Raw genomic sequence first — 24340 nt, forward strand, 5'->3', positions numbered from 1 at the left:
CGGCCTTTTGGCCTGTTGGCGTCTGAACCGGGGTGAGCCGGCTCAGCTGGACATTACATGCCCATGTCGCCCATGCCGCCCATTCCACCCATGCCGCCTGGCATGCCGCCGCCGGCGCCAGACTCATCTTTCGGAGCCTCGGCCACCATGGCTTCGGTCGTCAGCATCAGCGATGCGACGGAAGCAGCGTTCTGCAGGGCCGTACGGGTCACTTTCGTGGGGTCCAGAATACCCATTTCGATCATGTCGCCGTAGGTGTCGTTGGCTGCATTGAAGCCGTAGTTGCCCTTGCCGGCCAACACAGCGTTCACCACCACAGAGGCTTCGCCGCCTGCGTTGTACACAATCTCGCGCAGAGGCGCTTCGATGGCGCGCAGCACCAGCTTGATGCCGGCTTCCTGGTCAGCGTTGTCGCCCTTAATGGCACCAGCAGCCTGCTTGGCGCGCAGCAGCGCCACACCGCCACCAGCCACAATGCCTTCTTCCACGGCAGCGCGGGTAGCGTGCAGGGCGTCTTCGACGCGGGCTTTCTTTTCTTTCATTTCGACTTCGGTGGCAGCGCCAACCTTGATCACGGCAACACCGCCGGCCAGCTTGGCCACGCGCTCTTGCAGTTTTTCACGGTCGTAGTCGCTGGTCGCTTCTTCGATCTGAACGCGAACCTGCTTGACGCGGGCTTCGATGTCCTTGGCTTCACCGGCACCGTCGATGATGATGGTGTTTTCCTTGCCCACTTCGATGCGCTTGGCCGTGCCGAGGTCGGCCAGTGTCACTTTTTCGAGCGACATGCCAACTTCTTCAGCGATCACTTTGCCGCCGGTCAGGCAGGCGATGTCTTCCAGCATGGCTTTGCGGCGGTCGCCGAAGCCTGGCGCCTTGACAGCGACCACTTTCAGGATGCCGCGCAGGGTGTTGACCACCAGCGTAGCCAGGGCTTCGCCCTCAACTTCTTCAGCGATGATCAGCAGCGGACGGCCAGCCTTGGCGACTTGTTCCAGGGTAGGCAGCAAGTCACGGATGTTGCTGATTTTCTTGTCGTAGAGCAGAACAAACGGGTTGTCCAGAATCGCGGACTGCTTTTCAGGGTTGTTGATGAAGTAAGGCGACAGGTAGCCGCGGTCAAACTGCATGCCTTCAACGACGTCGAGTTCGCTTTCGAGCGATTTGCCGTCTTCCACGGTGATCACGCCTTCCTTGCCGACTTTGTCCATCGCATCGGCAATGATCTTGCCGATGGCTTCGTCAGAGTTGGCGGAAATCGAGCCGACCTGGGCGATTTCCTTGGAGGTGGTGGTGGCTTTCGATGCTTTCTTCAGCTCTTCGACCAGTGCCGTCACAGCTTTGTCGATACCGCGCTTCAGATCCATCGGGTTCATGCCGGCGGCGACATATTTCATGCCTTCGCGAACAATGGCTTGAGCCAGAACGGTAGCGGTCGTGGTGCCGTCACCTGCGATGTCAGACGTCTTGGAAGCGACTTCCTTGACCATCTGTGCGCCCATGTTCTGCAGCTTGTCCTTGAGTTCGATTTCTTTAGCAACGGACACACCGTCCTTGGTCACGGTAGGGGCGCCGAAAGAGCGCTCGAGCACCACGTTGCGGCCTTTGGGGCCCAGGGTTACCTTGACGGCGTTGGCCAGGATGTTCACACCCTCGACCATGCGTGCGCGGGCTTCGCCGCCGAAAATGACGTCTTTTGCTGCCATGTTTAATTCTCCAGATTCAGTTGATGAGGGATTGAAAGAGCCGAGAAATTACTTCTCAACGACCGCAAACAGGTCGTCTTCTTTCATCACGAGCAGCTCGTCGCCGCCGACCTTGACAGTCTGGCCGCTGTATTTGCCAAACAGCACGCGGTCGCCCACTTTGACGGCCATCGGGCTCAAATCGCCCTTGTCGTTTTTCTTGCCCGGGCCCACGGCCAGGACTTCGCCTTGATCAGGCTTTTCAGCGGCGCTGTCAGGAATGACGATGCCAGAGGCGGTTTTGGTTTCGTTTTCCACGCGTTTGACGATCACGCGGTCGTGCAAAGGACGAAGTTTCATGAGAGCTCCTTGTTTGAGGACAATGGTTTTTGAGAATCAAAAAGCACTCAACGAAAGTGAGTGCTTGTTAACTTGGTGGCTTGAATGCGCTTTGTTAGCACTCAATACCATCGAGTGCTAATCATAGAGGCATTTAAGGCAGTTTTCAAGGCGGGAGGTTGCGCAAAGGCTGTGAAATGACTGTCGATTCTCGGCTAACTTTGAACTTTTCTCACTTAACTCTGAACTTTTGGTGGATGAGGTTTTTTTGTAACCTATTGATTTAAATAGGGTTTTTCGAAAAAAAGTTGCGTGACATCGAGCTTTTGAGTACTCTAGAAGTCCTCAAAAACGGTTTCACCATGTTGAATCTGATAAAACCAAATCGCTGCCTTGGCTCCCAAGAAGACAGCTTTTCTCAAGTCGCAACGACCTCCTCAGTCAAGCGCTCGGTGCTCGCCATGAGCATGCGCTTCACCTATGACGCCAATCCGTCCTCATTTGCGCAGCATGGTCCGGCGCGGAATTAGTTCCAGCATCATGAATTCCCGGTCTGTCCAAACCTGCAAAGCCAGCTTCCTCTTTAACTCAGAGGGGTTCGGGCCTATAGAGCTTGCGGATGACTAGTTAAGGCAAGTGGCTCGGGCTCCTCCCCCATCAGCAGGAGTCCGAAATGAGTGACGATGACATGGATGAGAAGCCGTCAGGCTTCGAGAAGATACGAAGAACCGTTCGCGGTGAAAGCCTTGACAGCCAGAGTTGCAGCATTGAGATTTTTCTTCCCCAGCACCTGGTGGATCATTTCAATGACGAGGCAAGAATGCTGGATGAGGCAAAACGTAAAGTAGCAAGGGAAGGCCGGGAAAGGCAGGCTTCCCGGTATGAAATGGCCGATCGCGCGAGCGAAGAGAAAGCAGCGGCCGCGGCGGCCTTGACTGCGGCGCCGGTTCCGGCAAAAAACGCTCCCCCTAAATCGTTTGTGCCCGGCATCGATTTCAACCCCCAGCTCGAACATCTGACCTACGCCACAACGGAGCCAGAGGCGGTGGTTCTCCGGGCCAGGCTGATGGCCGATGAGGGGATCAGGGTGCGAGACCTGGAGATCGTGGAGCGACTGAAGGCCAAGGGGCCCTTGCGCAGGATCATCAATCCCTTCCAGTCCGATCCGAGCCTGGCGCCTTTCGACAGGCTGGCGGGCCGGCATCCCCACTTTGGAGCGGTGATTGATTTCGTCAAAGTCCAGGTCGTCCGATGCCGGGCGAATGCAAAACCCCTGCGGATACCCCCTATCCTGCTGTTCGGCGGACCGGGGCTGGGCAAGTCACATTTCACTCGCGACCTGGCCGACGCCTTGGGAACCGTCTGCCGCTGCTGCTCTTGGGATGGATCTGTCTCCAATACCACTCTCTTAGGCTCGGACAGAAAGTGGTCGAACTCGGCCATAGGCGTTCTGTTCGATCTCCTGTGTCTGGGCGACTGCGCCAACCCGGTGGTGCTGCTCGACGAGCTGGACAAGGTGGGGCGGGACACTAAGGACGATCCCCTGGCGCCCTTACACAGCCTGCTAGAACCCAGCACATCGACGCAGGTTCGCGATGCCTCCCTGGATTTCGTCTTCGACGCCAGTTTGGTGACCTGGATTGCCACCGCGAACCGCGTGACGTCCATCCCCTCCTCGCTGCGGTCGCGGTTTAGGGAGTTTCACATCGACCATCCGACTGCCGAGCAGGCCATCACGCTGGCGTTTTCGGTGGCGGCTAACGCGATTGAGAAAACGGCATCACCGGGCTTTGCACCGCCCAAACGGGAGGTGGTGCTGCGGATTGCGCACCTGACCCCCAGGGAAATCTACCAGGTCGTCGAGGAGGCGGTGGGGAGAGCCGCGCTCAATGACCGTACATGGCTCGAGGTGAGTGATCTGCCTGCGGAGCTGATCCCGCTTGATGGGGATTCATGCCTGGAATGTGAGGGTGGCGTGAGGTATTTGCATTAACGGACGGTCCGTTGTGCACTGCCCAGAACGTTCAGCCCAAGGAGCTTTTAGCAATGGACCCAAGACCTCTTATTGCGCTGGATGGTGACGGGGTCCTGCTGGACTACAACCTGGCCTACGCCAAGGCCTGGGAGAGAGCGACTGGCAGGTATCCCGCGGAACTAGACATCCAGGCTTACTGGGCCATAGATCGATGGGATGTCGAAAGGCTTAGCGGAGAGAGGCTGGAGCAGTTCCGGGCTTGCTTTGATGTGGACTTCTGGAGCACGATTCCTCCACTGGCCTCTGCTGTCGAGGCCTGCCATCGCTTGCGCGATCAGGGTTACGAGCTGGTCTGCGTGACGGCGTTAGCAGAAGACCTTGCGGATGCCCGGCTCCGGAATTTGCGCCAGCACGACTTCCCCATTGAGAAAGTGTTTGCTACCGCACATTCCCTGGGGGGACGCAGTCCGAAAGCCGATGTTCTGGATCGGTTGAAGCCAGTTGCCTTTGTAGATGACTATGTCCCGTACATGGTGGGTGTGGATGGAAGCATTCACAAGGCGCTGGTTCTCCGGGGGCCCAAGGGTAGTCCGAACATCGGACAGCACTTGAGTGCTGTCGATTCCACGCATGCCGACTTGTCGGATTTCGTCCAGTGGTGGCTAAGCAGGCATTAAAACGGGCGTGCATGCAATCGTTTGTCATTTCGCCAGGAGTATTCGATGCAGCTCAAAGGTATTGAAGCAGTGAGCGTAGTCCATCAGATCCGGTGCGATCGATGTGGCAAAGAAGTCCGTCGTAGCGAGCTCGGTTTCGACCAAATGACGTCCATCGGCTTCGACGCCGGCTATGACTCGATTTTTGGTGATGGGAATCGAGTCGAAATCGATTTATGCGAGACCTGTTTGCGTGCAACCCTGGGTACTTGGCTTAGAGTGCGAGCCCCCTGGGGTATCGATCAAATGCCCCAGGGAGAAATGGCGACAGCTGTCGAGCAGCCTCCACTAGCCATCGGCAGCCCGCACCCCGGCCGCTTTGCGCATTTATACGGTGTGCTGACAGCCCACGAGATGGCCGACCGAATGAAATGCACGCCCGAGGTAGTTCGTGAGCGAGAAGTCGCGGGCGAGCTCTTTGCCGCCCGGGCGCCAGGTCGAGCCGGTGGCCGGCGCTACCCCGCGTTTCAACTCGATGAACGTCTGGACAAGTCGCTGCTCAAGAAAATCATCCGGGAATACCGCGACGCGGATGTTTCCACGACCTTGCTCTGGAGTTTCCTGCGAGCCCCGCAAAAGATATTCGCCGGCCTGACTCCCGTTGAAATGATGCTGGGCGGCTCGCCACCTGGATATGACGCGCTGACTCTCGACGAAAGGACCAAGCTCTTCCTCGATGTGGTGGCCGAGGAGCTTTCGCGCGTGCGATGAGCATTTCCTATTTATGAGCGGCTTGATGCTCTTCCTCGACATCGATGGTGTGCTACATCCGTGGCGGCGCGAGCCTGGGCTCCTCTAGCTCTCGGTAACGGTGAGGTCCATCGTTGTTAAGTTGAATCTCTGGCGTCATTAATCCGCGTGAGCTGAGCATCCCATTGATGTTGCGGACGGTCAGTTTCCCCAGTGGAACGAAGAGGTTTCAGCCGCTGGAATTGCTGGCGGCACATACCGTATTTGGGCGAGTCAAACGGAATTTATTGTTGTGTAAAAGATATCTAATATGTGCTAAAACTATAGCATTACTGTTAGAAAGTGGAGCTAATGTAAGATGTTCAGATATCTATGGCCCAGCAAAAAGACGCCGAATTGCGGCGACCGATGCTTTCTCTGGAAGGCCTCCCAGCGCGGAGGTTCGGTGAACTTTTGTTCACTTTCAGAGAGCAAGAGGCCATCAGCCAGGCTCAGGTAGCCAGGGTCGCTCGACTATCGAAGTCGTACCTGTCATCTATAGAAAATTGCCGCTTAAGGCCACCGCCTACTCTGACTGTCCGGCGCATAGCGACTGCTCTTGGTCTAGGGGCAGAAGAAACCATAGCGCTTGAACAGTCCGCAAGGCAGGAGCGCGCTTGCGAAATACGCACGTCCAAGTTCTTGCCTGAGCACGTACGTCTGGTGGCGCTGCGGTTGGCCGCACAGGCCGACACGCTGACGCCGAAAACCACCCAAAGACTGCTAACGATATTGGAGGAGTCTGAAATGTAAAAACGACCAATCAACCCCTCACGAGGTCAATTGGCCGAGTCTAGGAAAAACAAACAGTTCAGAAGTCAAGAACCTGAATAGTAAGTTTCTCCAAAGCCTCCGTCAAGGCTTCGTTCACCCCAAAAACTGAACACAACGCGATTTGCGCGTTGATGGAGAAACTCATGCCAAAAAAAACAGAGGCCGCTCGCCAGGTCGTCACGCGGTCGCCCAAGCGAACCGTGGGACTCATCAATTGTCCATGGTTCCAGGATCGGCCTATCGAACACGAAAGCCGCCTCGAAAAGCATTTTGTGCACCGAGCCATGCTTTTCCCGGGCTTGGCGACCATTGCGCACCAGCCGTTCAAGCTTCCTCTAAAGAAGCCTAGACAGTTCTACACCCCCGACTTCTTGCTGACCTTCATCAATGGCCAGCGCGTGGTGGTGGAAGTGAAGAGGTCCGAGAAGATCAAGGCACTCAAAGAGCGATTGGACTCTATCGCAACGCTTCTGGCGGAGCGTGACCTGATTTTCTTTGTGGTGCATCAGGGGCAGATTGACGGTGACTTCCGTGCTCAGAGGGCTTCACTGATTCGACGGTATGCCATGCATGCCATCGCTGGCGACGTGGTTCATCGTGCCATTGCGCTTGTTGACCGGTATCCGGCCGGCGTGGCAATCGGGAAGCTGACCAAAGCCCTACAGATATCGGAGTACCAGCTCTATCACCTGCTCGCGCGCCGCTACGTCACGGCCGATCGCCGAGTGTTGCTCAGTGCAGACGACCTCGTTTATCCCATTCAACAGGAGATTACAAATGCCGCTCATCAGTTTGGAAGCTGGTTTGGTTGTGCGCCGTGGCGCACGAACGCTTGAATTTGTCCGTCTTCTGGACAACGACACGAAGGTCCAATTCGAGGATCAGTTGACCCGCCAGGTGCAAACCATGCGGCTCTCGCGGTTCTATGCGGGGGTGCTTGCCAAGCAGTTGTTGCCGGTGTTGGCAGAAGAGGCGCGTGCCGCAGACCCGTCCAGTGCGAATCGGTCGCCTGCGTTAGTGACTGACCTGTCATCGCTGGCCGACACGGACAGAACGGCACTAGAACGACGGATGGCTTACGTCAGGGCGATGCGAAAGCGGCAACTGTCCCGCGGGCAACGCGCCAAGGTCGGGAAAGTTATTCCCGAGATTGCGGCGAATCTGAAGGACGAAAAACCACCCAGTACTTCCACGGTACTTGGTTGGATGCGGAAGTTTGAACTGTCATCGATGAATCCTGCGAATTTGCTCTCTCGCAATAGATGCCGGCGTAGGAACCGGAGAACACATCCACTAATTGACGACCTGATTATTCAAAAGCTGAGGAGTGTTTACCTTACAAGGGCACGGCACACGCTACGTCACACGTTAGACCAAATCCACGTGGCCGCAGAAAAGCTTCACAAAAGTGGAAAACTCACCCCTCAAGAGGCTTCGGTCAGTTTAAGCACGGTCGCCAGACGACTTGCGGAATTTCCGGCCTACGACGTGGACAGAGCGCGATACGGGTTGAATTATGCGAGGGCCAAATACCGAACCACCGTGGAGGGTGTTCAAGCAACTCGCGTTATGCAGAGCCTGGAGTGTGACCATACACCGCTCAATTGGGTAATTCTTTGCGACCGAACCGGATTACCGCTGGGGCGTCCTACCTTAACGATTGTCGTGGACAGTCTGAGTGGCTATGTCGTTGGCCTCTATGTTTCCTTCTATGGGCCCGGTCTTACCAGCGTGCTGAATGTTTTGAAGAACGTAATCCGGCCCAAGGATGAACTTGCTGCCGCTGCGGGGACGACCCAACCCTGGATTGCATTTGGCATTGGCGAAACGATCTTGCTGGATAACGGGCTGGAGTTCCACTCGCCTCAGTTTCAGCTGGCGGCTTGGGAGCTGGGCATGGACATCGAATACTGCCGCGTGCGGACGCCTTGGTTGAAGCCGAAAGTTGAACGCTTTTTCGCCAATCTGGATCATTTCTCTCTCATCAGAGGGCGGATACGCAAGCCGATGGACAACGTGATGAACATCAATCCTTCAGAGGATGCTGCGATCATGTTCTCTGACTTCGTCAAAGGGCTGATCAAGTTTGTCGTCGATGTCTATCCGTTCGAGTTGAACAGTCGCCGGCTCCTGACGCCATTCGAATGCTTCAAGGAAGGGCTGGACATGCTTCCCCCGCCGGCCTTCCTGACCTCGTTTGAGCAACTGGATCTGATTGCAGCCATGAGTAAAACCTTGACTGTTGGTCCAGGCGGGGTGGAGCTCCAAGGACTCACGTACTCGTCATCCGATGTGATGTGCCTCAAAAAGATCGTGGGGAGCCGCTTCAAAACACTTGTCAAGTGGAATCCGGACGACATGTCTTTTATCTACCTGCAGGATCCATCCAACAAGCAATGGCTGCCCGTTCCAAACATCCGGCCGGACTATGCCGAAGGCCTCTCCTGGATCCAGCACCGGCTGATTCGTAAACATGCACGCGAAAAACACGTGGCTGGCGGTGGCTACGAACAGCTTTTGCGGGCTCGTCAGGAGCTGCATGAGCTCTGGATGAATGGCGTGGCGAAAAAGAACCGTAGCAGCGACACGCGCACGCTCGCGAAGTTTAGTGGGCTGTCTTCGGACCAGATTGTCTTGGGAACAACCTCTCGTACTTCGCCCAGGGCGGCAGAGACGGTTCTTGCGCGTGAGGAGCTGAGTATTTCCTGCGCGGACATTCCGGATTTCGAGACCTTTGAAATGTCCCGCCGGTGAGTCACCTTGAGTATCAACATGGCGCCTTTCAACGGCGCTCAACCTGATTGCAGAAAATGGACAAAGAACAACCACCTATCGAAAAAACAGTCAGCTTTGACGAGATCGAAACCGAAGAGGCACAACTTGTGACCCGACGCTTGAAGCTGTACTCAAAGCACGCCTTGCAAGTGGCACTTCCCATCGATCGCGTTTATGTGAACCACCACCGGTTTTCGGATGGGCTCGCATTACTTAACAGGCTATGCCAGGTGGCGCCAGAAGTCACCATGGCTCACGGGATTCGTTTGATTGGCCCGACTGGAAGCGGAAAGTCTGCGCTTTTTCGGCGGTTCCGGGATAGCTTGCTGCGGTCGACCTAGTTCAGTCCCGCGTCGGGGACCGTCACTTTGCCCAGGGCGGCAGAGACGGTTCTTGCGCGTGAGGAATTGAGTATTTCCTGTGAGGACATTCCGAATTTCGAGACCTTCGAAATGTCCCGCCGGTGAATCACCTTGAGTATCAACATGGCGCTTTTCAACGGCGCTCAACCTGATTGCAAAAAATGGACAACGAACAACCACCTATCGAACAAACAGTCAGCTTTGACGAGATCGAAGCCGACGAGGCTCAGCTTGTGACCCGACGCTTGCAGCTGTACTCAAAGAACGCCTTGAAAGTGGCACTTCCCATCGATCGCATTTATGTGAACCATCTTCAGTTTTCGGGGGGACTCGCACTACTTGACAGGGTATTTCAGTTGGCGCCTGAAGTCACCATGGCTCACGGGCTGCGATTGATTGGACCGACTGGAAGCGGAAAGTCCGCGCTTTTTCGGTGGTTCCGGGATAGCCTCCCGCGGTCGACCCTGTTCAGTCCTGGCTTCGGTGCTGTTGGCATTCGCGTTGGGGACCGTCCTACGGCCGGGCAGATCGTCGGCGCTCTGCTGCGCGCATATAAATACCCATTCAGGTCTGGCTCCAATGGGACCGTGTATGCGAGAAGCTACCTCGTCCAGGACTTGATACGGGAGAAAGGAACGCGCCTGATATTTATCGATGAGGCGCATCGGCTGCTGAACCAGCGCCTTCGATTCGGCGCTGATTCCGAACCAAGTGCCACACTTTTTTTGCGTGACCTGATGGATGACTGCAAGGTTGGGCTGGTTCTTGCTGGCACGGATGCGCTTGATCGACTGGATTCCGTGGATTCACATCTGGGCGATCGCATCTCAGCCCGCCATCAGCTGCGGTACTTTGCGGCTGACAAAGAGTGGATGGGTTTCCTCAGAGCATTCAGGAAGCAATGTCAGACTTTTGACCTTAGCCTTATAGAAGATCCAAAGGAAGGCGCGCGGCTGCATGTTGCCACCGGTGGAAGCCAGCGGCGCATAAAACGCCTTCTGACGGAAGGCGCGTTGGTGGCCGCCAACGCAGGGCTGTCTAGCTTGGACGTGCATTCGCTCGCCAAGGGATTCACGTCCATACAAGGCTTTGACTGCGCGTCCCCCAACCCCTATGCATGAACAACTTCCTATCCGTGCCGATCCGCTCGAGCGCGAATCCGGCTCCGGCTACTGCTTGCGCGCGGTGCGCCAGAATGGCTTGAATCTCCATTGGCTTAGACGTAATGCGGGCATCGGCTATGGCAAGCCGCTGGATGCCCGCTACGCCCCGGAACTAGCCTGGATCTTGGGGTGTTCCACCGGCTGGCTTGCCAATGCCTTGGCAGGCGAGCGGCGGTCTAACGGGAGGCGGTGTTATAGCCAGGCGGGCGAGGTGTTTCTATTTCGAAACCAGCTTCGGCTTCGGGAGCCACAGATCTGCCCTCACTGTGTTCACCTCGATGGTCTATGCCGGCTTGGTTGGGAAATGACCTTGGTGACTGCATGCACTCGCCACAGCTGTCCGTTGATCGACGCCTGTTCTTACTGCAAGTCCGTATTACGCTGGGACCGCCCGGCAATCGACTTGTGCCAGTGCGGCCGGCCTTTTGAACGAAAAAATCAGCCAATTTCCCCAGAATTGCCGGATGCGCTTGCGCTGTCCTCGTTGCTCGAAAACTGGTCCGAAACCACTGACAAGCACAGCGCTCTGGCTGCATGTCAGCTCCCCCCTTGGCTCGGTGGATTAGGGTTGGGTGGCCTTCTCGGCATTGTCCACGCGTTTGGTAGTCGGGCCAGGCCCTTTGAACCTTGTCCAAGCTGGATCACCAGACGGACAGCTCGGACTGCTTACTGGGCGCAAGTCGCTACCAGGGGGGTAGGCCGGCTTCGCGCAGTAGCCATTGACGGCACCACCGCTTGGCAGGGGCTCGAACCTTTGGTCAGTAGAACGCTGATCGAGCAGATTGCCCATCAATCCGTCAATGAGAGTGAGCGCCAGGTCGCGCGCTACCTGGTCAGTGCTCTGTACGGCGAGGTACTCACTGGTCGCATGATGGGGCGGATGCCCGAATTTAGCCAAATCGACTTCGGGTGGTCCCATGTCTAAATACAAGAAAGAGTTGGTTGGCATTCCGGCGCTACAGATGGCAGAGTCACCAAGCTCATGGCTAAGCCGGCTGGCGTTACGCCAAGGAATTTCGTTGAGAGAGCTCCTTATGTACTTTGAGCTGCCCCTCAAAGGTGATACAGATATTGCCTTCGTACGGGGGAATATACGGCGCATCGCGGGACTTTGCGGCCTGCCGCATAAGGACTTTCATCTCATCCGGAAGATGTTTCTCGGGGTTGCAAGCTTGGATCGCAAGGGTGCTAAGTATCTCTACTCTCATGAAGGGGCTCCGCGTTACCGCTTTTGCCCGTCGTGTCTATATGAGCAGAGGGAAAAACATCTTCCCCTGCATTGGCGCTTCAAGGCCTGGCGTTGGTGTCCAGAACATTACTGCCTTCTTGAGGATGCTTGTCCGCATTGCGCTTCACCAGTGCTATTGCCTGCGGACATGATCAGTGGCGGCCCGGACCGCGCGGGCGTGGGCATGTTGAACCGCTGCTTGCGCTGTGCGGGGAAGTTGTGCGTGGCCCATACCAGCACCAACGGCACCCTCGATTTCCTTGTACTCGCACCTTGGGAGGCCCTTTTGCTAAAAAATGGTCGAGCACTGCTTGCGGCTCTCTACCTTCGCGAAGTCAAGCTGGATTTCACTCATGGGTCGTTTTCCCTTGGCGCGATTCGACGAATTGAAAAACAAGGGCTGCTGCCCCACGACCACTTTCTACTGACCTCCGCAGAGGCCGTTCGACGTAAGGCTGCATATAGCGAAAAAAGTCCGATCAGGGCCGTCGCAAATGAGACCTGTATCCGATGAGTCCGCCTCAGTTTTGCGGAGGTAGCTTTTGCCGCACTGGATGATCCAATTGGGTACTTCGGCTTGGGCGACATGCCAGCCCAAGTTCCAGCTGGCAACCCGTATGGGCTCGGCGATAAGGTCAGAACTGGTGAGAATTACCAATCCACAAAGTAACAGCGAACGGCAAGTTGCTTTGCAACTGTTGCTCTTCATGGTGCTCCGCTCCTAGTATGAGAATCTCAGAATACTCAGGGGGCGTTACGCTGTCTATCATCAGATGAGAGGGGGAGGTGGCGTGTCGGAGCCCGGACTCAATCTTGATCACAAGCTCAAAGCGGGGTCACCTTCTCCGGGTGGCTGCCCAAATCGACAATTTTTTAGCGCTGTTGTACTCTTACCAAAAAGTGCTCAGTAAGGAACTCAGATGTCCGAATCAACTATCACTGCCAAAGGTCAAACTACTGTGCCAAAGCTTATTCGTGATGCCATACGCGCGCAGCCTGGGACCAAGTTGAAGTGGCATGTTCTGCCAGACGGAAGAATCATCGTGCGTGCTAAGACCAAGTCGATACTGGACATGAAAGGAATGCTAAAGGCCCCTAACAGGAAGAAGGTTCGCATCGAGGATATGCGTCCTTAGCGCTGAGGAGCGCTTTGGGCACCATGCAGCTATCCATAACGGGCAGGGGCTGGGAACTTAGGCCATGCTCGATGAGCTTTTGCCGCAATACACCATGAGCCGTGGGGCTTCGGCAGATGTTGCCCATGCAGACGAAAAGGACTGAGTAGGTTTTCATTGGGACAGCCGCACTTTAGCCAGCACCAGGCACGACCGGTCTTAGCCACACTGCAGCAGCCTCTTCCGGTGGCATGGAACGAAGCTTCGCGTCCTGCCATATCGCCACAGCAACCTCTTCAAGTTGAGCTGTCTCAACCGTGTGCCAACGCTCATGCAGCTTCTCCCCACACTTGGCAATCCACTGGCTCGGGGTCATCTCGTCCATGACTCAAATACACTGTATAAATCCACAGCTTGTCCAGTAAGATTGTTGGCAATCGCAGGAAAAAGGAAACAGAGCCATGCAGCAACCTTCACCTCAGATCCCGCAGCGTCCGGCAATGCCCTCTTCTCCTCCCCCGCGTCTACGCAAGGTTTCTCCCTGGCCTTTTCCTGCTGCAGTGAAACGGCACTCGGAGGCTGACACCATGGCGAATGCTCGGTGGATCGTTGAGACTACTGCGCAGCAATGGGCAGTGAAGCAGGATGGCTTTTAGGGGTCGCCTCACGCTATATTGAGGCATGTGTTCGAACTACCGCCCTGTCACCCGGTCGGATCGACTGCTGACTTTCTTTGGCGTTGAACGTGCAAGAGACGAGCCTCCAGTGGATATTTGGCCGCTTGGGTTGGCACCGTTCATACGTCTGGCCGAAGTCGGCTCAGGCAACAAGATCATCGAGGATGGAATCTTTGGCCTCCTCCCTCACTTCGCTGAACTCGCTGCAGGACGCAAAACCTACAACGCCCGTTCCGAGACTGTCGCCAAGTTACCCAGCTTCAGGGAGTCTTGGAAAAACGGTTGGCGTTGCATCATCCCGGCTGAGTCGTTCTACGAACCAAATTGGGAATCAGGCAAGGCCGTCCGCTGGCTCATTCAGCAACCGGGTGAAATGCCCATGGGCATTGCCGGCATCTATCGGAAGTGGCGTCATCCTAACGGCCTTGAGCAATTCACGTTTGCCATGCTGACCGTGAACGCGGACGGTCACCCCGTCATGCAATGCTTTCACAAGCCAGAAGACGAGAAGCGGATGGTGGTGATCCTGGATCCAAAGGACTATGGTGACTGGCTTTCATGTCCGGTGGCAGACGCTCCGAAGTACTTCAAGCAATGGCAAGGACCACTGGACGCTTTTGCGGCGCCATTGCCACCCAGAGTGCCAAAGAGTAGTAGTGTGAGGACGGCTCGTCCGCCTCCGCCTGAGACGCCGGATCTGTTTTGAGCTTATGTAACCGAGGCTAATTTTTTGCCTTGGCTTCCAGATGCAATGGCCAGAGCGGTGAGATAGTGCCTTGTAGCATATTGAGCCCTAGCGAAATATAGAGATGTGATCGGCTGACCGTCATGTCGAATTCCTTCACCTATATGTCGGCACCGACCCGAGTGTGACCAGGGGTGCCGACAAATCGTTGGCCACCCCGATAGTTAATAAATCAAGGCAATCGTGGACCGCCGGCCGCTGATGCGTGGTCAGTCAAGCCTCGGCACCCCTGATCACATCCGCATCGGCAGTGACAGCCAGTTGGAGGTAGCCGCAATGCTGATTCCGGGCTGCTGGTAAGCTTGGCGGCGATAAACCCTTCATAGGTATTCCCCTGTACAACGCAGAAATTTCCGCCGGATCACTGCTTCCGCTTGAGAGCAAGCGCATCGCATTGCTGCTTTTGGAATCTCCGGATGAGGCGGCATGGCGGCACGCCATCGAAGTTGACAATATCCTGCAGAAAAACACCCCCGCCACTGCCCGCCGGCAGGCAACGCTGATCCGCAAAAGGCTCACCACGCTCGATCCCCAAGCGTGGACCATGCTCGCCGAGCGAGAGCACGAGGTGGTCATCCAGCTGCTGCTGGCCGCAACGGTCAAGCACAGCCGGCTGCTGGGTGACTTTATCCGCAACGTGTATACCAACCGGCAACGCCGCCTTGAGCCCTCGTTGGCCCCCGGCGACTGGCATGAGTTTCTGGTTGAGTGTGCACACCAGGACCCGCAGGTAGCAGGTTGGTCGGACTCTACCCGGGCCAAACTACTTCAGGTGATTGTTCGCATCCTGGTCGAGGCCAAGTACCTCGAAAGTGCCCGTTCGATGAAACTGACGCCTAAATCCCTGCATCCCGACGTCAGGCGCTACCTGAACGCCCACCGTGAAACCTATGTACTCGACTGCCTGGAGCGCGCCAAATGACGCTGAGTTTTGATGAACGACTGAATCAAATCCTACCGCGAGTGACCTCGCGGGATTTTCTCGACAGCAAGGGCTTAGGGAACGAAATCGGGTTCTGGATCTTCGACTACCCCCCCGACCACGAAATGGCGGTGCGTGACTTTATTTCGGGCATCCTTTTGCCTGCGCTCGTCAAGCGCCAACCATCAATTAACGCCGGCACAGTCGATCTGCTCCAATTGGTAACAGGGCTGCTGGAAGAACGCAAGTTGCTCGACAAGGCAATCGAAATGCAGCAAAGCAAGGGCGACGACAGCACACTCGCCGCGCTACGCTCCGTGCTCAAAGAGGACAAGCTCGCCCAGAAGATCGCCACCCAATTCGACATTCCCGGTCTCGACCTCATGATTATTTCCGGCGTGGGTAGTGTCTATCCCATGCTCAGAACCCACACCTTGCTTTCGGCCCTGCACCCCATCATGGGCAACACGCCGCTGCTGATGTTCTTTCCGGGCCGCTACGACGGGCATTCCCTGCGCTTGTTCAATACGTTGGCGGAAGACCACTATTACCGGGCCTTCCGACTGGTGCCCGAATAAACTTGGCGTCCAGCACGAGTCGCAATCTCCAGTTAATCAGGGATAAATAAGAACATGAAAATCAGAGACCTATTTCTCAAGCCAATCGACCGCCCCATCAATGGCGTCATCAAAGCGGACCAAATGGACGCCGCCAGCGTCTGGCAAGAGCTGGAAGAATACGTTGTCACCAAGCAGATCAGCGACTACCTGCGACGCTTCTTTGACGCCTACCTGGCCGCCACTGACCGCCCGCATGACGCCGCCATCACCGATCGCATGGGCGTCTGGGTCTCGGGATTTTTCGGCTCGGGCAAGTCCCATTTCATCAAGATCCTGTCCTACCTGCTGGAAAACATCGAGGCCAGCAATCCCCAGACTGGGGAAAAGCGCAGTGCAGGCCAGTTCTTTGACCATCAGAAAATCAAAGACGCCATGCTGCTCGCCGACATCCAGCGTGCGGTGCAGGGCACGGCCGATGTCATTCTGTTCAACATCGACGCCAAAGCCGACAGCAAGTCCGATCGCGATGCCATCCTGCAAGTCTTCCTGCGGGTCTTCAATGAAAAGCTGGGTTACTCAGGCGACTCACCCCACATTGCCGACATGGAGCGCCACCTCGTCGCCAAGGGCGCCTACGACGCCTTCAAGTCGGCCTTTGCCGCGTCCAACGGCAGCACCTGGGAAAAAGAGCGTGACGCGGTTGATTTCCTGCGTGACGACGTGGTTACGGCGCTTGCGCAAGTCCTGAAGATGACGCCCGAGTCCGCCAGCCAATGGTTTGACCGTGCCCGCGACGACTTCCGCGTCAACATTGAAGGCTTTGCCAAGGTGGTCAATGACTACCTTGCCACCCGCTCGGCAAACCACAAGGTCATCTTTCTGGTCGATGAGGTGGGCCAGTTCATCGGGGCCAACGCCCAGCTCATGCTCAGCCTGCAGACCATCACCGAGCAACTGGGCACCCAGTGCAAGGGCCGCGCCTGGGTCATCGTCACCAGCCAGGAAGACATCGACGCAGCAATCGGCGAAGCCAACAAGGCCAGGTCGCAAGACTTCTCCAAGATTCAGGGCCGCTTTCACACCCGGATGTCGCTGGCCAGCAGCAACACCGATGAAGTCATTGGCGAGCGCCTGCTCGCTAAAACAGAGGCTGCTCATGTCCTCCTGCGTGATGACTTTGCGGGCAAGAGCGATGTCATCAACAATCAGCTCGGGTTTGCCGGCAATTCGGTCAGCCTGCGTGGTTACAAGGATGCTGCCGAGTTCGTCGCCTGCTACCCGTTTGCCCCCTACCAGTTCACACTGCTACAGAAGATTTTTGAGTCCATCCGCAAGGTGGGCGCCACTGGCAAACACCTCTCGCGGGGAGAGCGTTCGCTGCTCGATGCCTTCCAGTCTGCCGCTACGCGCAATGCCGACCACAGCACCGCTGTGCTGGTCCCGCTGTACGACTTTTACCCGTCGATCGAGAGCTTCATTGACGGGGTGGCCAAACGCTCCATTGACGAAGCTCCGCTCAACCCCGCGCTCCAGCCTTATGACAGCTTGCTCCTCAAAGCGATGTTCCTCATCCGGTACATCCCCGACATCGTCAAGCCGAATGTCGACAACCTGGCCACCCTTTGCATTGACCAAATCGACGCCGACAAGCTCGCCCTCAAGCGCAATATTCAGGAGAGTCTGGCCCGGCTAGAGCAGCAGCGCCTGGTCAGCCGCAATGGTGACCTGTGGTTCTTCCTGACCAACGAAGAGCGCGATGTCGCCCGCGAAATCGGCCACGTTGATGTCTCCGCATCTGACAAGTCTCGCCTTCTCGCCGAGCTTATTTTTGAGGAAATACTGGGCAACCAAGCCAAGGTACGCCACCAGGGCACCAAAGCCGACTACGAGTTCAACCGCCTGCTCGATGGCGCTCCTTGGCGTCAGGCCAGCCATGCCCTGAGCTTTGAAGTGCTGACCCCGCTGGGTGATGAGTACGACAAGCTCCAGCCCGCCAAGTGCATTCTGCGCAGCAGCGAGGGCGCAGGGCGCGCCATCGTCCGTCTGGCCGAGGGTGAACGCCTCGACATCGAACTGGCGCTCTACCTGCAAATCGAAAAATACATTGTCAGTCCAAAGGCCGACCATGCGACCCCGTCGCTCAAGCGAATCCTGGCTGACCGAAAAGACGAAAACCGCGAACGCCGGATGCGCTTGGTGCATCAGCTCTCAGATCTCATGACCACGGGCGACTTTTACGCCCTGGGCCAGCCGGTAGAGTTCAAGGCCGGCAATCCCGCGACGGTGCTTGAGGCGCTGCTGAACTACCTCATTACCAATACCTACAGTAAGTTGCCTTACCTCAAGGTACGTCAGGCCGACCCCATCGCCGAGATCAAGGCCGTGCTTAGCGCTGATGACCTAGGCCAGCACGCGCTGGGGCTAGACGGTGATGCAGGCAATGCGCTCGCCATCAAAGAGATGCGCGACTACCTGCAGCTGGCCGCCAGCCAAAATCGGGTGCTGTTGTCTGATGTGGTGGACCGTTTTGCCGGCATTCCTTGGGGCTGGAAGCCTGAGTGGGAAACCGTGTTGCTCATCGCTCGTCTGTTCATGGCTGGCGAGATCAAACTCATGCTGGAAGGCTCTGACCTTGATCCCCAATCGGCCGCAGAGCCTCTGACCAAGTCCGTCCGGTTCAAGCAGGTCTCCATCCTCAAGCGAAAAACGGCAGACGCCGGCGCCATCAGACGCGCCCGCGAGCTTTACAAGGACCTGTTCAGCAAGCTCGGCCGCGAAGAGGAAGACAGCCTGGTGGCCGACTTCCGCGACCAATTCACTGAATGGCAAGCTGACCTCAAGAGCTACGCCCATACCGCCGCCACGCCCCATCACCCGGGTAGGGCCGACATCGATACCGCGCTGACCCGGATTTCCCAGCAACTCGCGGTTCGCGACAGCTTTGCATTCGTCGAGGTGCTGCTGGACGCCAAAGAAGTCTGGCTGGATACTGCGGACGACATCCACGACCTGGTCAACTTTTACAAAACCCAAATCACCGCTTGGCGCAAACTGCTCGATGGCTTGCGGGCTTTCGCTGACAACCGTGAAGCCCTCGACAAGGTGCCGCAAGCCGCCGCTGCGCTCGCCGAGCTGACCCAGATCCGCGACAATCCCAAGCCCTACGGGCAGATCAATCGCATTGAACCACTTGTGGCGGCTGTCACTGCCGTCAACGAGCAGCTCGCCCAGGCCCGTCGCGAAAAAGCCCTGCTGTCCATCGACGCCAAGATTGCCGAGGTGCAAGCCAAGCTCGACGCCGTGGGTGCCACGCCCGAGTTGAGCAATAAAGCCCTGCGCCCACTGCAAGACCTCAAGACCCGCATTGCCAGCCAGACCAGCATTGCCCAGATCCTGTACCTGCAAGGGCAGGGCGGCGACGCGATGGACGAGGCGATCGCCCTCATCGAAGAGGCGATGGCAAAGCTCTCGCACCGAGTAGCGGCACCGGGTGTCACCGCGAATCCCGTGCAGACGCCTAATGTGCCCACGCCGGTTGCAAAAACCACCCGCGTCGTCCGCGCCGCAGAACTCTCCAGCAAGACCTATCTTGAAACTGAAGCTGACGTGGACGCCTTTGTGGCCAAACTCAGGGCCGAGCTGCTGGCCGCCATTCACTCTGGACAAATGGCGCGGGTGCAATAGTAGGGCCTTGTCCAAGCGAAGATGGTTAAGTGTCCAAAAATGGACTACTATTGGTCCAGTTTAAGACGACTTCTCAGGAGTTCGCACTGTGTCAAGTACAACCCCCAGGACTCACACCGCAACCCGACGCGAACCACAAGGCAGGACCGTAAAGGTTTTGAAGGTGGGCAGCGCAGGAAAATCAATTCCGTCTGCCTTGGTTTATCGCCCGGGTAAGGGGGCGATCCGAGTTTTTACAGACTCCGTCTCCCGTGCCTCTCCGCTTTCGCTGGTGGAGCTTGAGAGGCAAGGCGTTCCTGCCCGGCTATTCAACGATCTGCGTGATGAGATGGGGTTGTCTTCGGCTCGTATGGGGGAGATTTTCAAGTTTCCGCGGTCCACACTGGCCAGCAAAATCAAATCCAAGGCGCCTCTGACGGGCCGTGAAGGGCTGGCCACCATCAAGATGGTCAAGCTGCTCGCCCAGGCGCAGCGCATTGTGGACAACAGCACCAGTGACCAAGCAGAGGGTTTTGATACCGCGCATTGGCTTGGCCAGTGGCTCGAACAACCCCAGCCGGCGCTCAATGGCCTGCGCCCATCTGACCTTCTGGATACCGAAACCGGCACGCAGATGGTTCACCAATTGCTGGGCGCGATGGAGAGTGGAGCCTATCTGTGAGGCTCTGGCGCATTGCCACTGAAACCCGCGAGTTTGCAGCTGTTGATCTGAGCGGCAAGGGGGCCGCAAAGTACCCGGGGCGCTGGAATGGACCAGGCCAGGTCGTGGTTTATGCCGCGCCGACTGTGGCTTTGGCCATGTTGGAGACGGCTGCGCATGTCAATGCCATGGGTTTGCCTTTGAACAAGTTTTTGGTCGCCATCGAGGTGCCTGACAACTTGTGGGCCCAACGCCAGGAAATTACAGCTGACCAACTCCCGGTGGGCTGGGCGGCTATCCCTGCAGGACTGACGAGCGTGGAGGTCGGGGCCAAGTGGCTGACAAATAAAGACAGTCTGATCCTGTGCGTTCCCTCCGTCATCGTTCCGGAAGAGCTGGTGGCGTTAATCAACCCGGCACACCCGCTGGCTGACCGGCTTTCAGCCAAAAACGTTCGGGCGGTCACCTACGGCGCTGTCTTCAGGTAAGCGCCTGGCTTTTAGATGCTTACCCAGTCCCATCTTGTTTGCTACTAAATACATAGCTGCTTGTGCTCGTTGTATATGGGCTAGAACCACATTTCATACATGAACAAAGCCAAACTCAAGTCTTACGCTCCGCAAGCCCGCAATGACTTCATCGCCGCAGTCACCGCTCGCGCCCACCTGCTAGGCCTGTCTGAAAAAGGTGGCAAGCTCGAAGTCGCTCCCAGCCAGACCCAGGGCGATGTGACGGTGATCGCCGGTCAAGCCTGGCCCGCAAAGGTGGATGCGCAGCGCAACCAGCTCATCGCCCGCATCCAGAAAGACGGCTTTGCCCACACCATGGAAGCCGTGGCTTACACCTGGTTCAACCGCGTTGCCGCCCTGCGCTACATGGAACTGCACGACTACCTGGGCCACGGCCACCGGGCGCTGTCCAGCGCGGAAGGCACGATGCCCGACCTCCTGACCCACGCCGCCGACCTGGCCCAAAGCGGCAGCCTGCCCGGCCTGAACGCGCCCAAGTTGCTTGACTTGAAACTGGCGGGCAACCGCGATGGCGAGTTGTACCGCATGCTGCTGGTGGCCCAATGCAACGCCTTGTCCCGCGCCATGCCCTTTTTGTTCGAGCGCATTGACGACGACTCCGAGCTGCTGCTGCCCGACAACCTGCTGCGCAGCGACTCCGTCATTGCCAAGCTGGTGGAAGAGATACCGGAAGAAGACTGGGCCGAGGTCGAAATCATCGGCTGGCTGTACCAGTTCTACATCTCCGAGAAGAAGGACAAGGTCATTGGCAAGGTCGTCAAAAGCGAAGACATCCCCGCCGCCACCCAGCTCTTCACACCCAACTGGATCGTGCAATACCTGGTGCAAAACAGTGTGGGCCGCCTGTGGCTCATGGCCAACCCCGAAAGCGCCCTGGCCCAACTGTGGCCGTACTACATCACCCCCGCAGAGCAAACGCCCGAGGCGCAAGCCCAGCTCGATGCGCTCATCCAGACCCGCATGCGGGAGGACGGCGATGCGCTCAACCCCGAATCCATCACCGTACTGGACCCCGCCTGTGGCAGCGGCCACATCCTGGTGGTGGCCTATGACGTGCTCAAGGCCATCTATTTGGAGCGAGGCTACAGAGTCAGGGACATCCCGCGCCTGATTCTGGAAAAGAACCTTTTTGGGTTGGACATTGACGACCGCGCCGCCCAAATGGCCGGTTTTGCCCTGCTAATGAAAGCCCGCGCCGATGACCGCCGCCTGTTTACCGCCACGGACGACACTGGCAACCTGCAGCCGCCCAAGCTCAATGTGCTGAGCCTGCAAGAGAGCAAAGGCCTGAGCGTGGACGAGCTTGCCACCCACCTGGCCCCGTTCAAGGTGCAGCGCGCCATCGTCACCGCGCTGGTGGACACCTTTGAGCACGCCAAAACCTTTGGTTCGCTGATCCAGATTCCCTATGCGCTCAAGACGCATCTGGCGGTGTTGCCGGAGGTGCTGGCCTTGGCGCAACAGAGCGGGGATATGTATGCGACTGCCGCTGCGGATGATCTGCTGCCGTTGGTGCAGCAGGCGCAGGTGCTCGCGATGCAGTTTGATGCGGTGGTGGCGAATCCGCCTTATATCGGTCGCAAATACATGGCCGAGTCCTTGAAGCAATACCTGAGGGATTCATATCCTGGTTTGGACGGAGATTTATTCGCCGCCTTCATCGACCGGAATTCAATATTTACTAGGCAATCTGGATCTTTGGGATTCATGACCCCCATGGTGTGGATGTTCATCTCCTCTCATGAGCAGTTGCGGTCAAAAATATTGAACCAATCAACAATTTCATCATTGATTCAGTTCGAGTACAACGCATCCGGTGACGTGCGAGTCCCTTTATGCATTTTCAGTCTCTTGGGATCGGCCATTGACTCGTACTCCGCATCTTTCGTACGCCTAGCCGACTTTCCAGGCCAGGATGTTCAACGACAAAAGACCTTGGAGGCGATTGCAGATCCGAAGTGCGGATGGTTCTTTACGTCCAAGGTGAGCAATTTCAAAAAAATCACTGGCAACCCTATAGCCTATTGGCTTGGTAAAGAAATCTATTCAATTCTCGATCAGTCACCTCTCATCAACTCCGCTTGCGAAGCGCGACAGGGTCTCTCAACTGGCGATACATCGAAATTCATCCGCTTTTGGCACGAAGTAAATTTCGACAGAATTGCATTTGGATGTAAATCTTCCGCCGAGTTTGAGCGAACTGCTGCGAACTGGGCACCCTACAACAAGGGTGGAGAGTTTCGAAAATATTACGGAAACTTGGACTACGTCGTCGCTTGGAAAAAATCTGGAGCAGAAATAAAAGCTTTCATCCCTAAGTCAGTCATTCGAAACGAAGACTACTATTTCAAAGATTCATTGAGTTGGTCTGATGTCACTTCATCCCACACTTCCTTTCGGCTCTATCCATCTGGTTTCGTTTTTGATACCGTAGGTCACAGTGCTTTTTTTGACAATGAGTCATCGAAGATTGCTGCATTAGGTTATTTAAATAGCCCATTGATTCAAAAAATAATTCCTGCGATTAATCCAACTCTTCATTTCTCGGGTGGCTACTTCCTTGGACTTCCACGTTTGAAGGAGTTGGAAAATTCGACATTTATTTCAGTAGTGCGGCAATGCGTAGAGTTGTCAATTGAGGACTCATGCACTTCAGAAAGATCTTGGGATTTTCCAGGTTATCCCTTTATTCGTGGCGATCACTGTCGGAATGACCTGAAAGACTCATGGTCAAACTGGGGGGGGGCTCTTCGCTCAAGAGTATCCGAGTTGGAATCTCTTGAGTCTCAGCTTTATTCGCAAATCTGCCGGCAGTATGGATTGCCTGAAGACGCTTTCGGACGCGTTCCTTCGAGCCAAATTACATTTTTGAGGCCAGATGAGGAAAGAGACTGCCAGCGTCTGATCTCCTACGCCATCGGCTGCATGATGGGCCGCTATAGCCTCGACGAGCCTGGCCTGATCTATGCCCACGCGGGCAATGTCGGCTTCGAGCCGGACCGCTACGCCACCTTCCCCGCAGATGCCGACGGCATCGTCCCCGTCACCGACGAACTCTGGTTTGCCGACGACGCGCCAAGCCGCATCCGCGAATTCCTGCGCGCTGTGTGGGGGGCAGAGACGCTGGAGGAAAACATGACCTGGTTGGCCGAGAGCCTGGGCAAGAAATCGGCCAAAGAGGCCACCGAAACCCCAGACGAGACCGTCCGCCGCTACATCGCCGACAAGTTCTTCAAAGACCACCTACAGACCTACAAAAAGCGCCCCATCTACTGGCTCTTCAGCAGCGGCAAACAAGGCGCCTTCCAGGCTCTGGTCTATCTGCACCGCTACCACGAGGGTACACTCGCCCGCCTGCGCGCCGAACACGTCGTGCCCCTCACCGGCAAAATTCAGTCCCGCATCGACATGCTGCAAAAAGACGCCGACGCAGCGTCCAGCACCGCCGCCCGCAACAAGCTGGCCAAAGAAGTCGACAAGCTCAAAAAGAAACACGTCGAGCTGCTAGCCTACGACGAACAACTCCGCCACCACGCCGATATGCGCATCAAGCTTGATCTGGATGACGGGGTGAAGGTGAACTATGGCAAGTTTGGCGATCTGCTGGCTGAGGTGAAGGCGGTCACGGGTGGCGCGAGCGATGATTAATAAGGTCAAGCTACCGGTCGCCTACGATGAGCGCCTGAGCATATTTCTCGACATCATTGGTTGTAGAGCCATG

At 56.6% G+C, this 24340-nt stretch carries 21 protein-coding genes and 1 pseudogene; 19 read left to right on the top strand and 3 right to left on the bottom strand.

Annotated elements, in window-relative coordinates:
- Positions 1 to 53: 53 nt before the first annotated feature.
- A complete protein-coding gene (groL, locus tag AC1DS5_RS07580; RefSeq protein ID WP_011481718.1) occupies positions 54 to 1706 on the bottom strand; it encodes a chaperonin GroEL in 1653 nt (550 codons plus the stop codon).
- A 48-nt stretch (positions 1707 to 1754) separates the two neighbouring features.
- Complete coding sequence (locus AC1DS5_RS07585; protein WP_477717642.1) at positions 1755 to 2045, bottom strand: co-chaperone GroES; 291 nt, start codon at positions 2043 to 2045, stop codon at positions 1755 to 1757.
- 287 nt (positions 2046 to 2332) lie between these two features.
- On the opposite strand from AC1DS5_RS07585, the gene AC1DS5_RS07590 reads away from it, so the two are divergent.
- The 12 genes from AC1DS5_RS07590 (at position 2333) to AC1DS5_RS07645 (ending at position 12882) form a co-directional block, all read left to right on the top strand.
- Positions 2333 to 2554, top strand: coding sequence for a hypothetical protein (locus AC1DS5_RS07590; RefSeq protein ID WP_477717643.1), 222 nt, complete (start codon positions 2333 to 2335; stop codon positions 2552 to 2554).
- A gap of 143 nt (positions 2555 to 2697) precedes the next feature.
- A complete protein-coding gene (locus AC1DS5_RS07595; RefSeq protein WP_477717644.1) occupies positions 2698 to 4017 on the top strand; it encodes an AAA family ATPase in 1320 nt (439 codons plus the stop codon).
- A gap of 53 nt (positions 4018 to 4070) precedes the next feature.
- Positions 4071 to 4676: an HAD family hydrolase gene (locus AC1DS5_RS07600; RefSeq protein WP_477717645.1), complete on the top strand. Its 606-nt coding sequence runs from the start codon at positions 4071 to 4073 to the stop codon at positions 4674 to 4676.
- 45 nt (positions 4677 to 4721) lie between these two features.
- Positions 4722 to 5426, top strand: coding sequence for a hypothetical protein (locus AC1DS5_RS07605; protein WP_477717646.1), 705 nt, complete (start codon positions 4722 to 4724; stop codon positions 5424 to 5426).
- Positions 5427 to 5813: 387 nt separating this feature from the next.
- Positions 5814 to 6197: a helix-turn-helix domain-containing protein gene (locus tag AC1DS5_RS07610; RefSeq protein ID WP_477717781.1), complete on the top strand. Its 384-nt coding sequence runs from the start codon at positions 5814 to 5816 to the stop codon at positions 6195 to 6197.
- A 164-nt stretch (positions 6198 to 6361) separates the two neighbouring features.
- Complete coding sequence (locus tag AC1DS5_RS07615; RefSeq protein ID WP_477717647.1) at positions 6362 to 7054, top strand: Tn7 transposase TnsA N-terminal domain-containing protein; 693 nt, start codon at positions 6362 to 6364, stop codon at positions 7052 to 7054.
- Positions 6996 to 8972 carry an integrase catalytic domain-containing protein gene (locus AC1DS5_RS07620; RefSeq protein ID WP_477717648.1) on the top strand — a complete coding sequence of 659 codons (1977 nt, stop codon included), beginning with the start codon at positions 6996 to 6998 and terminating at the stop codon, positions 8970 to 8972. Before AC1DS5_RS07615 ends, AC1DS5_RS07620 begins: the two co-directional genes overlap by 59 nt.
- Positions 8973 to 9028: 56 nt before the next feature.
- Positions 9029 to 9334 carry a hypothetical protein gene (locus AC1DS5_RS07625; protein ID WP_477717649.1) on the top strand — a complete coding sequence of 102 codons (306 nt, stop codon included), beginning with the start codon at positions 9029 to 9031 and terminating at the stop codon, positions 9332 to 9334.
- A 182-nt stretch (positions 9335 to 9516) separates the two neighbouring features.
- A complete protein-coding gene (locus tag AC1DS5_RS07630; RefSeq protein WP_477717650.1) occupies positions 9517 to 10476 on the top strand; it encodes a TniB family NTP-binding protein in 960 nt (319 codons plus the stop codon).
- The gene (locus AC1DS5_RS07635) at positions 10469 to 11443 is read left to right on the top strand and encodes a TniQ family protein (protein WP_477717651.1); all 975 of its coding nucleotides are present in this window, start codon (positions 10469 to 10471) and stop codon (positions 11441 to 11443) included. The genes AC1DS5_RS07630 and AC1DS5_RS07635 overlap by 8 nt, the downstream gene beginning before the upstream one ends.
- The gene (locus tag AC1DS5_RS07640) at positions 11436 to 12260 is read left to right on the top strand and encodes a TniQ family protein (RefSeq protein WP_477717652.1); all 825 of its coding nucleotides are present in this window, start codon (positions 11436 to 11438) and stop codon (positions 12258 to 12260) included. Before AC1DS5_RS07635 ends, AC1DS5_RS07640 begins: the two co-directional genes overlap by 8 nt.
- A gap of 406 nt (positions 12261 to 12666) precedes the next feature.
- Complete coding sequence (locus AC1DS5_RS07645) at positions 12667 to 12882, top strand: AbrB/MazE/SpoVT family DNA-binding domain-containing protein (RefSeq protein ID WP_477717653.1); 216 nt, start codon at positions 12667 to 12669, stop codon at positions 12880 to 12882.
- A gap of 49 nt (positions 12883 to 12931) precedes the next feature.
- Here AC1DS5_RS07645 and AC1DS5_RS07650 read toward each other — a convergent pair.
- Positions 12932 to 13039 (bottom strand): annotated as a pseudogene (locus tag AC1DS5_RS07650) (arsenate reductase/protein-tyrosine-phosphatase family protein); the annotation flags it as partial.
- Between the two features lie 503 nt (positions 13040 to 13542).
- Here AC1DS5_RS07650 and AC1DS5_RS07655 point away from each other — a divergent pair.
- From AC1DS5_RS07655 to pglX, 7 genes are all read left to right on the top strand, one after another.
- Positions 13543 to 14244, top strand: coding sequence for an SOS response-associated peptidase (locus AC1DS5_RS07655; RefSeq protein ID WP_477717654.1), 702 nt, complete (start codon positions 13543 to 13545; stop codon positions 14242 to 14244).
- Positions 14245 to 14632: 388 nt separating this feature from the next.
- Positions 14633 to 15205, top strand: a complete 573-nt coding sequence (locus AC1DS5_RS07660; RefSeq protein ID WP_477717782.1) for a DUF1819 family protein — start codon at positions 14633 to 14635, stop codon at positions 15203 to 15205.
- A complete protein-coding gene (locus tag AC1DS5_RS07665) occupies positions 15202 to 15783 on the top strand; it encodes a DUF1788 domain-containing protein (RefSeq protein WP_477717655.1) in 582 nt (193 codons plus the stop codon). Before AC1DS5_RS07660 ends, AC1DS5_RS07665 begins: the two co-directional genes overlap by 4 nt.
- A 54-nt stretch (positions 15784 to 15837) precedes the next feature.
- Positions 15838 to 19449 (top strand): BREX system P-loop protein BrxC, encoded by a 3612-nt coding sequence (gene brxC, locus AC1DS5_RS07670; protein ID WP_477717656.1) that lies wholly within the window; start codon positions 15838 to 15840, stop codon positions 19447 to 19449.
- A gap of 163 nt (positions 19450 to 19612) precedes the next feature.
- Positions 19613 to 20110 (top strand): antitoxin Xre/MbcA/ParS toxin-binding domain-containing protein, encoded by a 498-nt coding sequence (locus AC1DS5_RS07675; RefSeq protein WP_477717783.1) that lies wholly within the window; start codon positions 19613 to 19615, stop codon positions 20108 to 20110.
- Positions 20107 to 20577, top strand: a complete 471-nt coding sequence (locus tag AC1DS5_RS07680; RefSeq protein WP_477717657.1) for an RES family NAD+ phosphorylase — start codon at positions 20107 to 20109, stop codon at positions 20575 to 20577. Before AC1DS5_RS07675 ends, AC1DS5_RS07680 begins: the two co-directional genes overlap by 4 nt.
- Positions 20578 to 20676: 99 nt before the next feature.
- Positions 20677 to 24267 (top strand): BREX-1 system adenine-specific DNA-methyltransferase PglX, encoded by a 3591-nt coding sequence (gene pglX / locus AC1DS5_RS07685; protein WP_477717658.1) that lies wholly within the window; start codon positions 20677 to 20679, stop codon positions 24265 to 24267.
- Positions 24268 to 24340: the final 73 nt, after the last annotated feature.

This window comes from Polaromonas sp. P4_H1 (genome assembly GCF_056400945.1).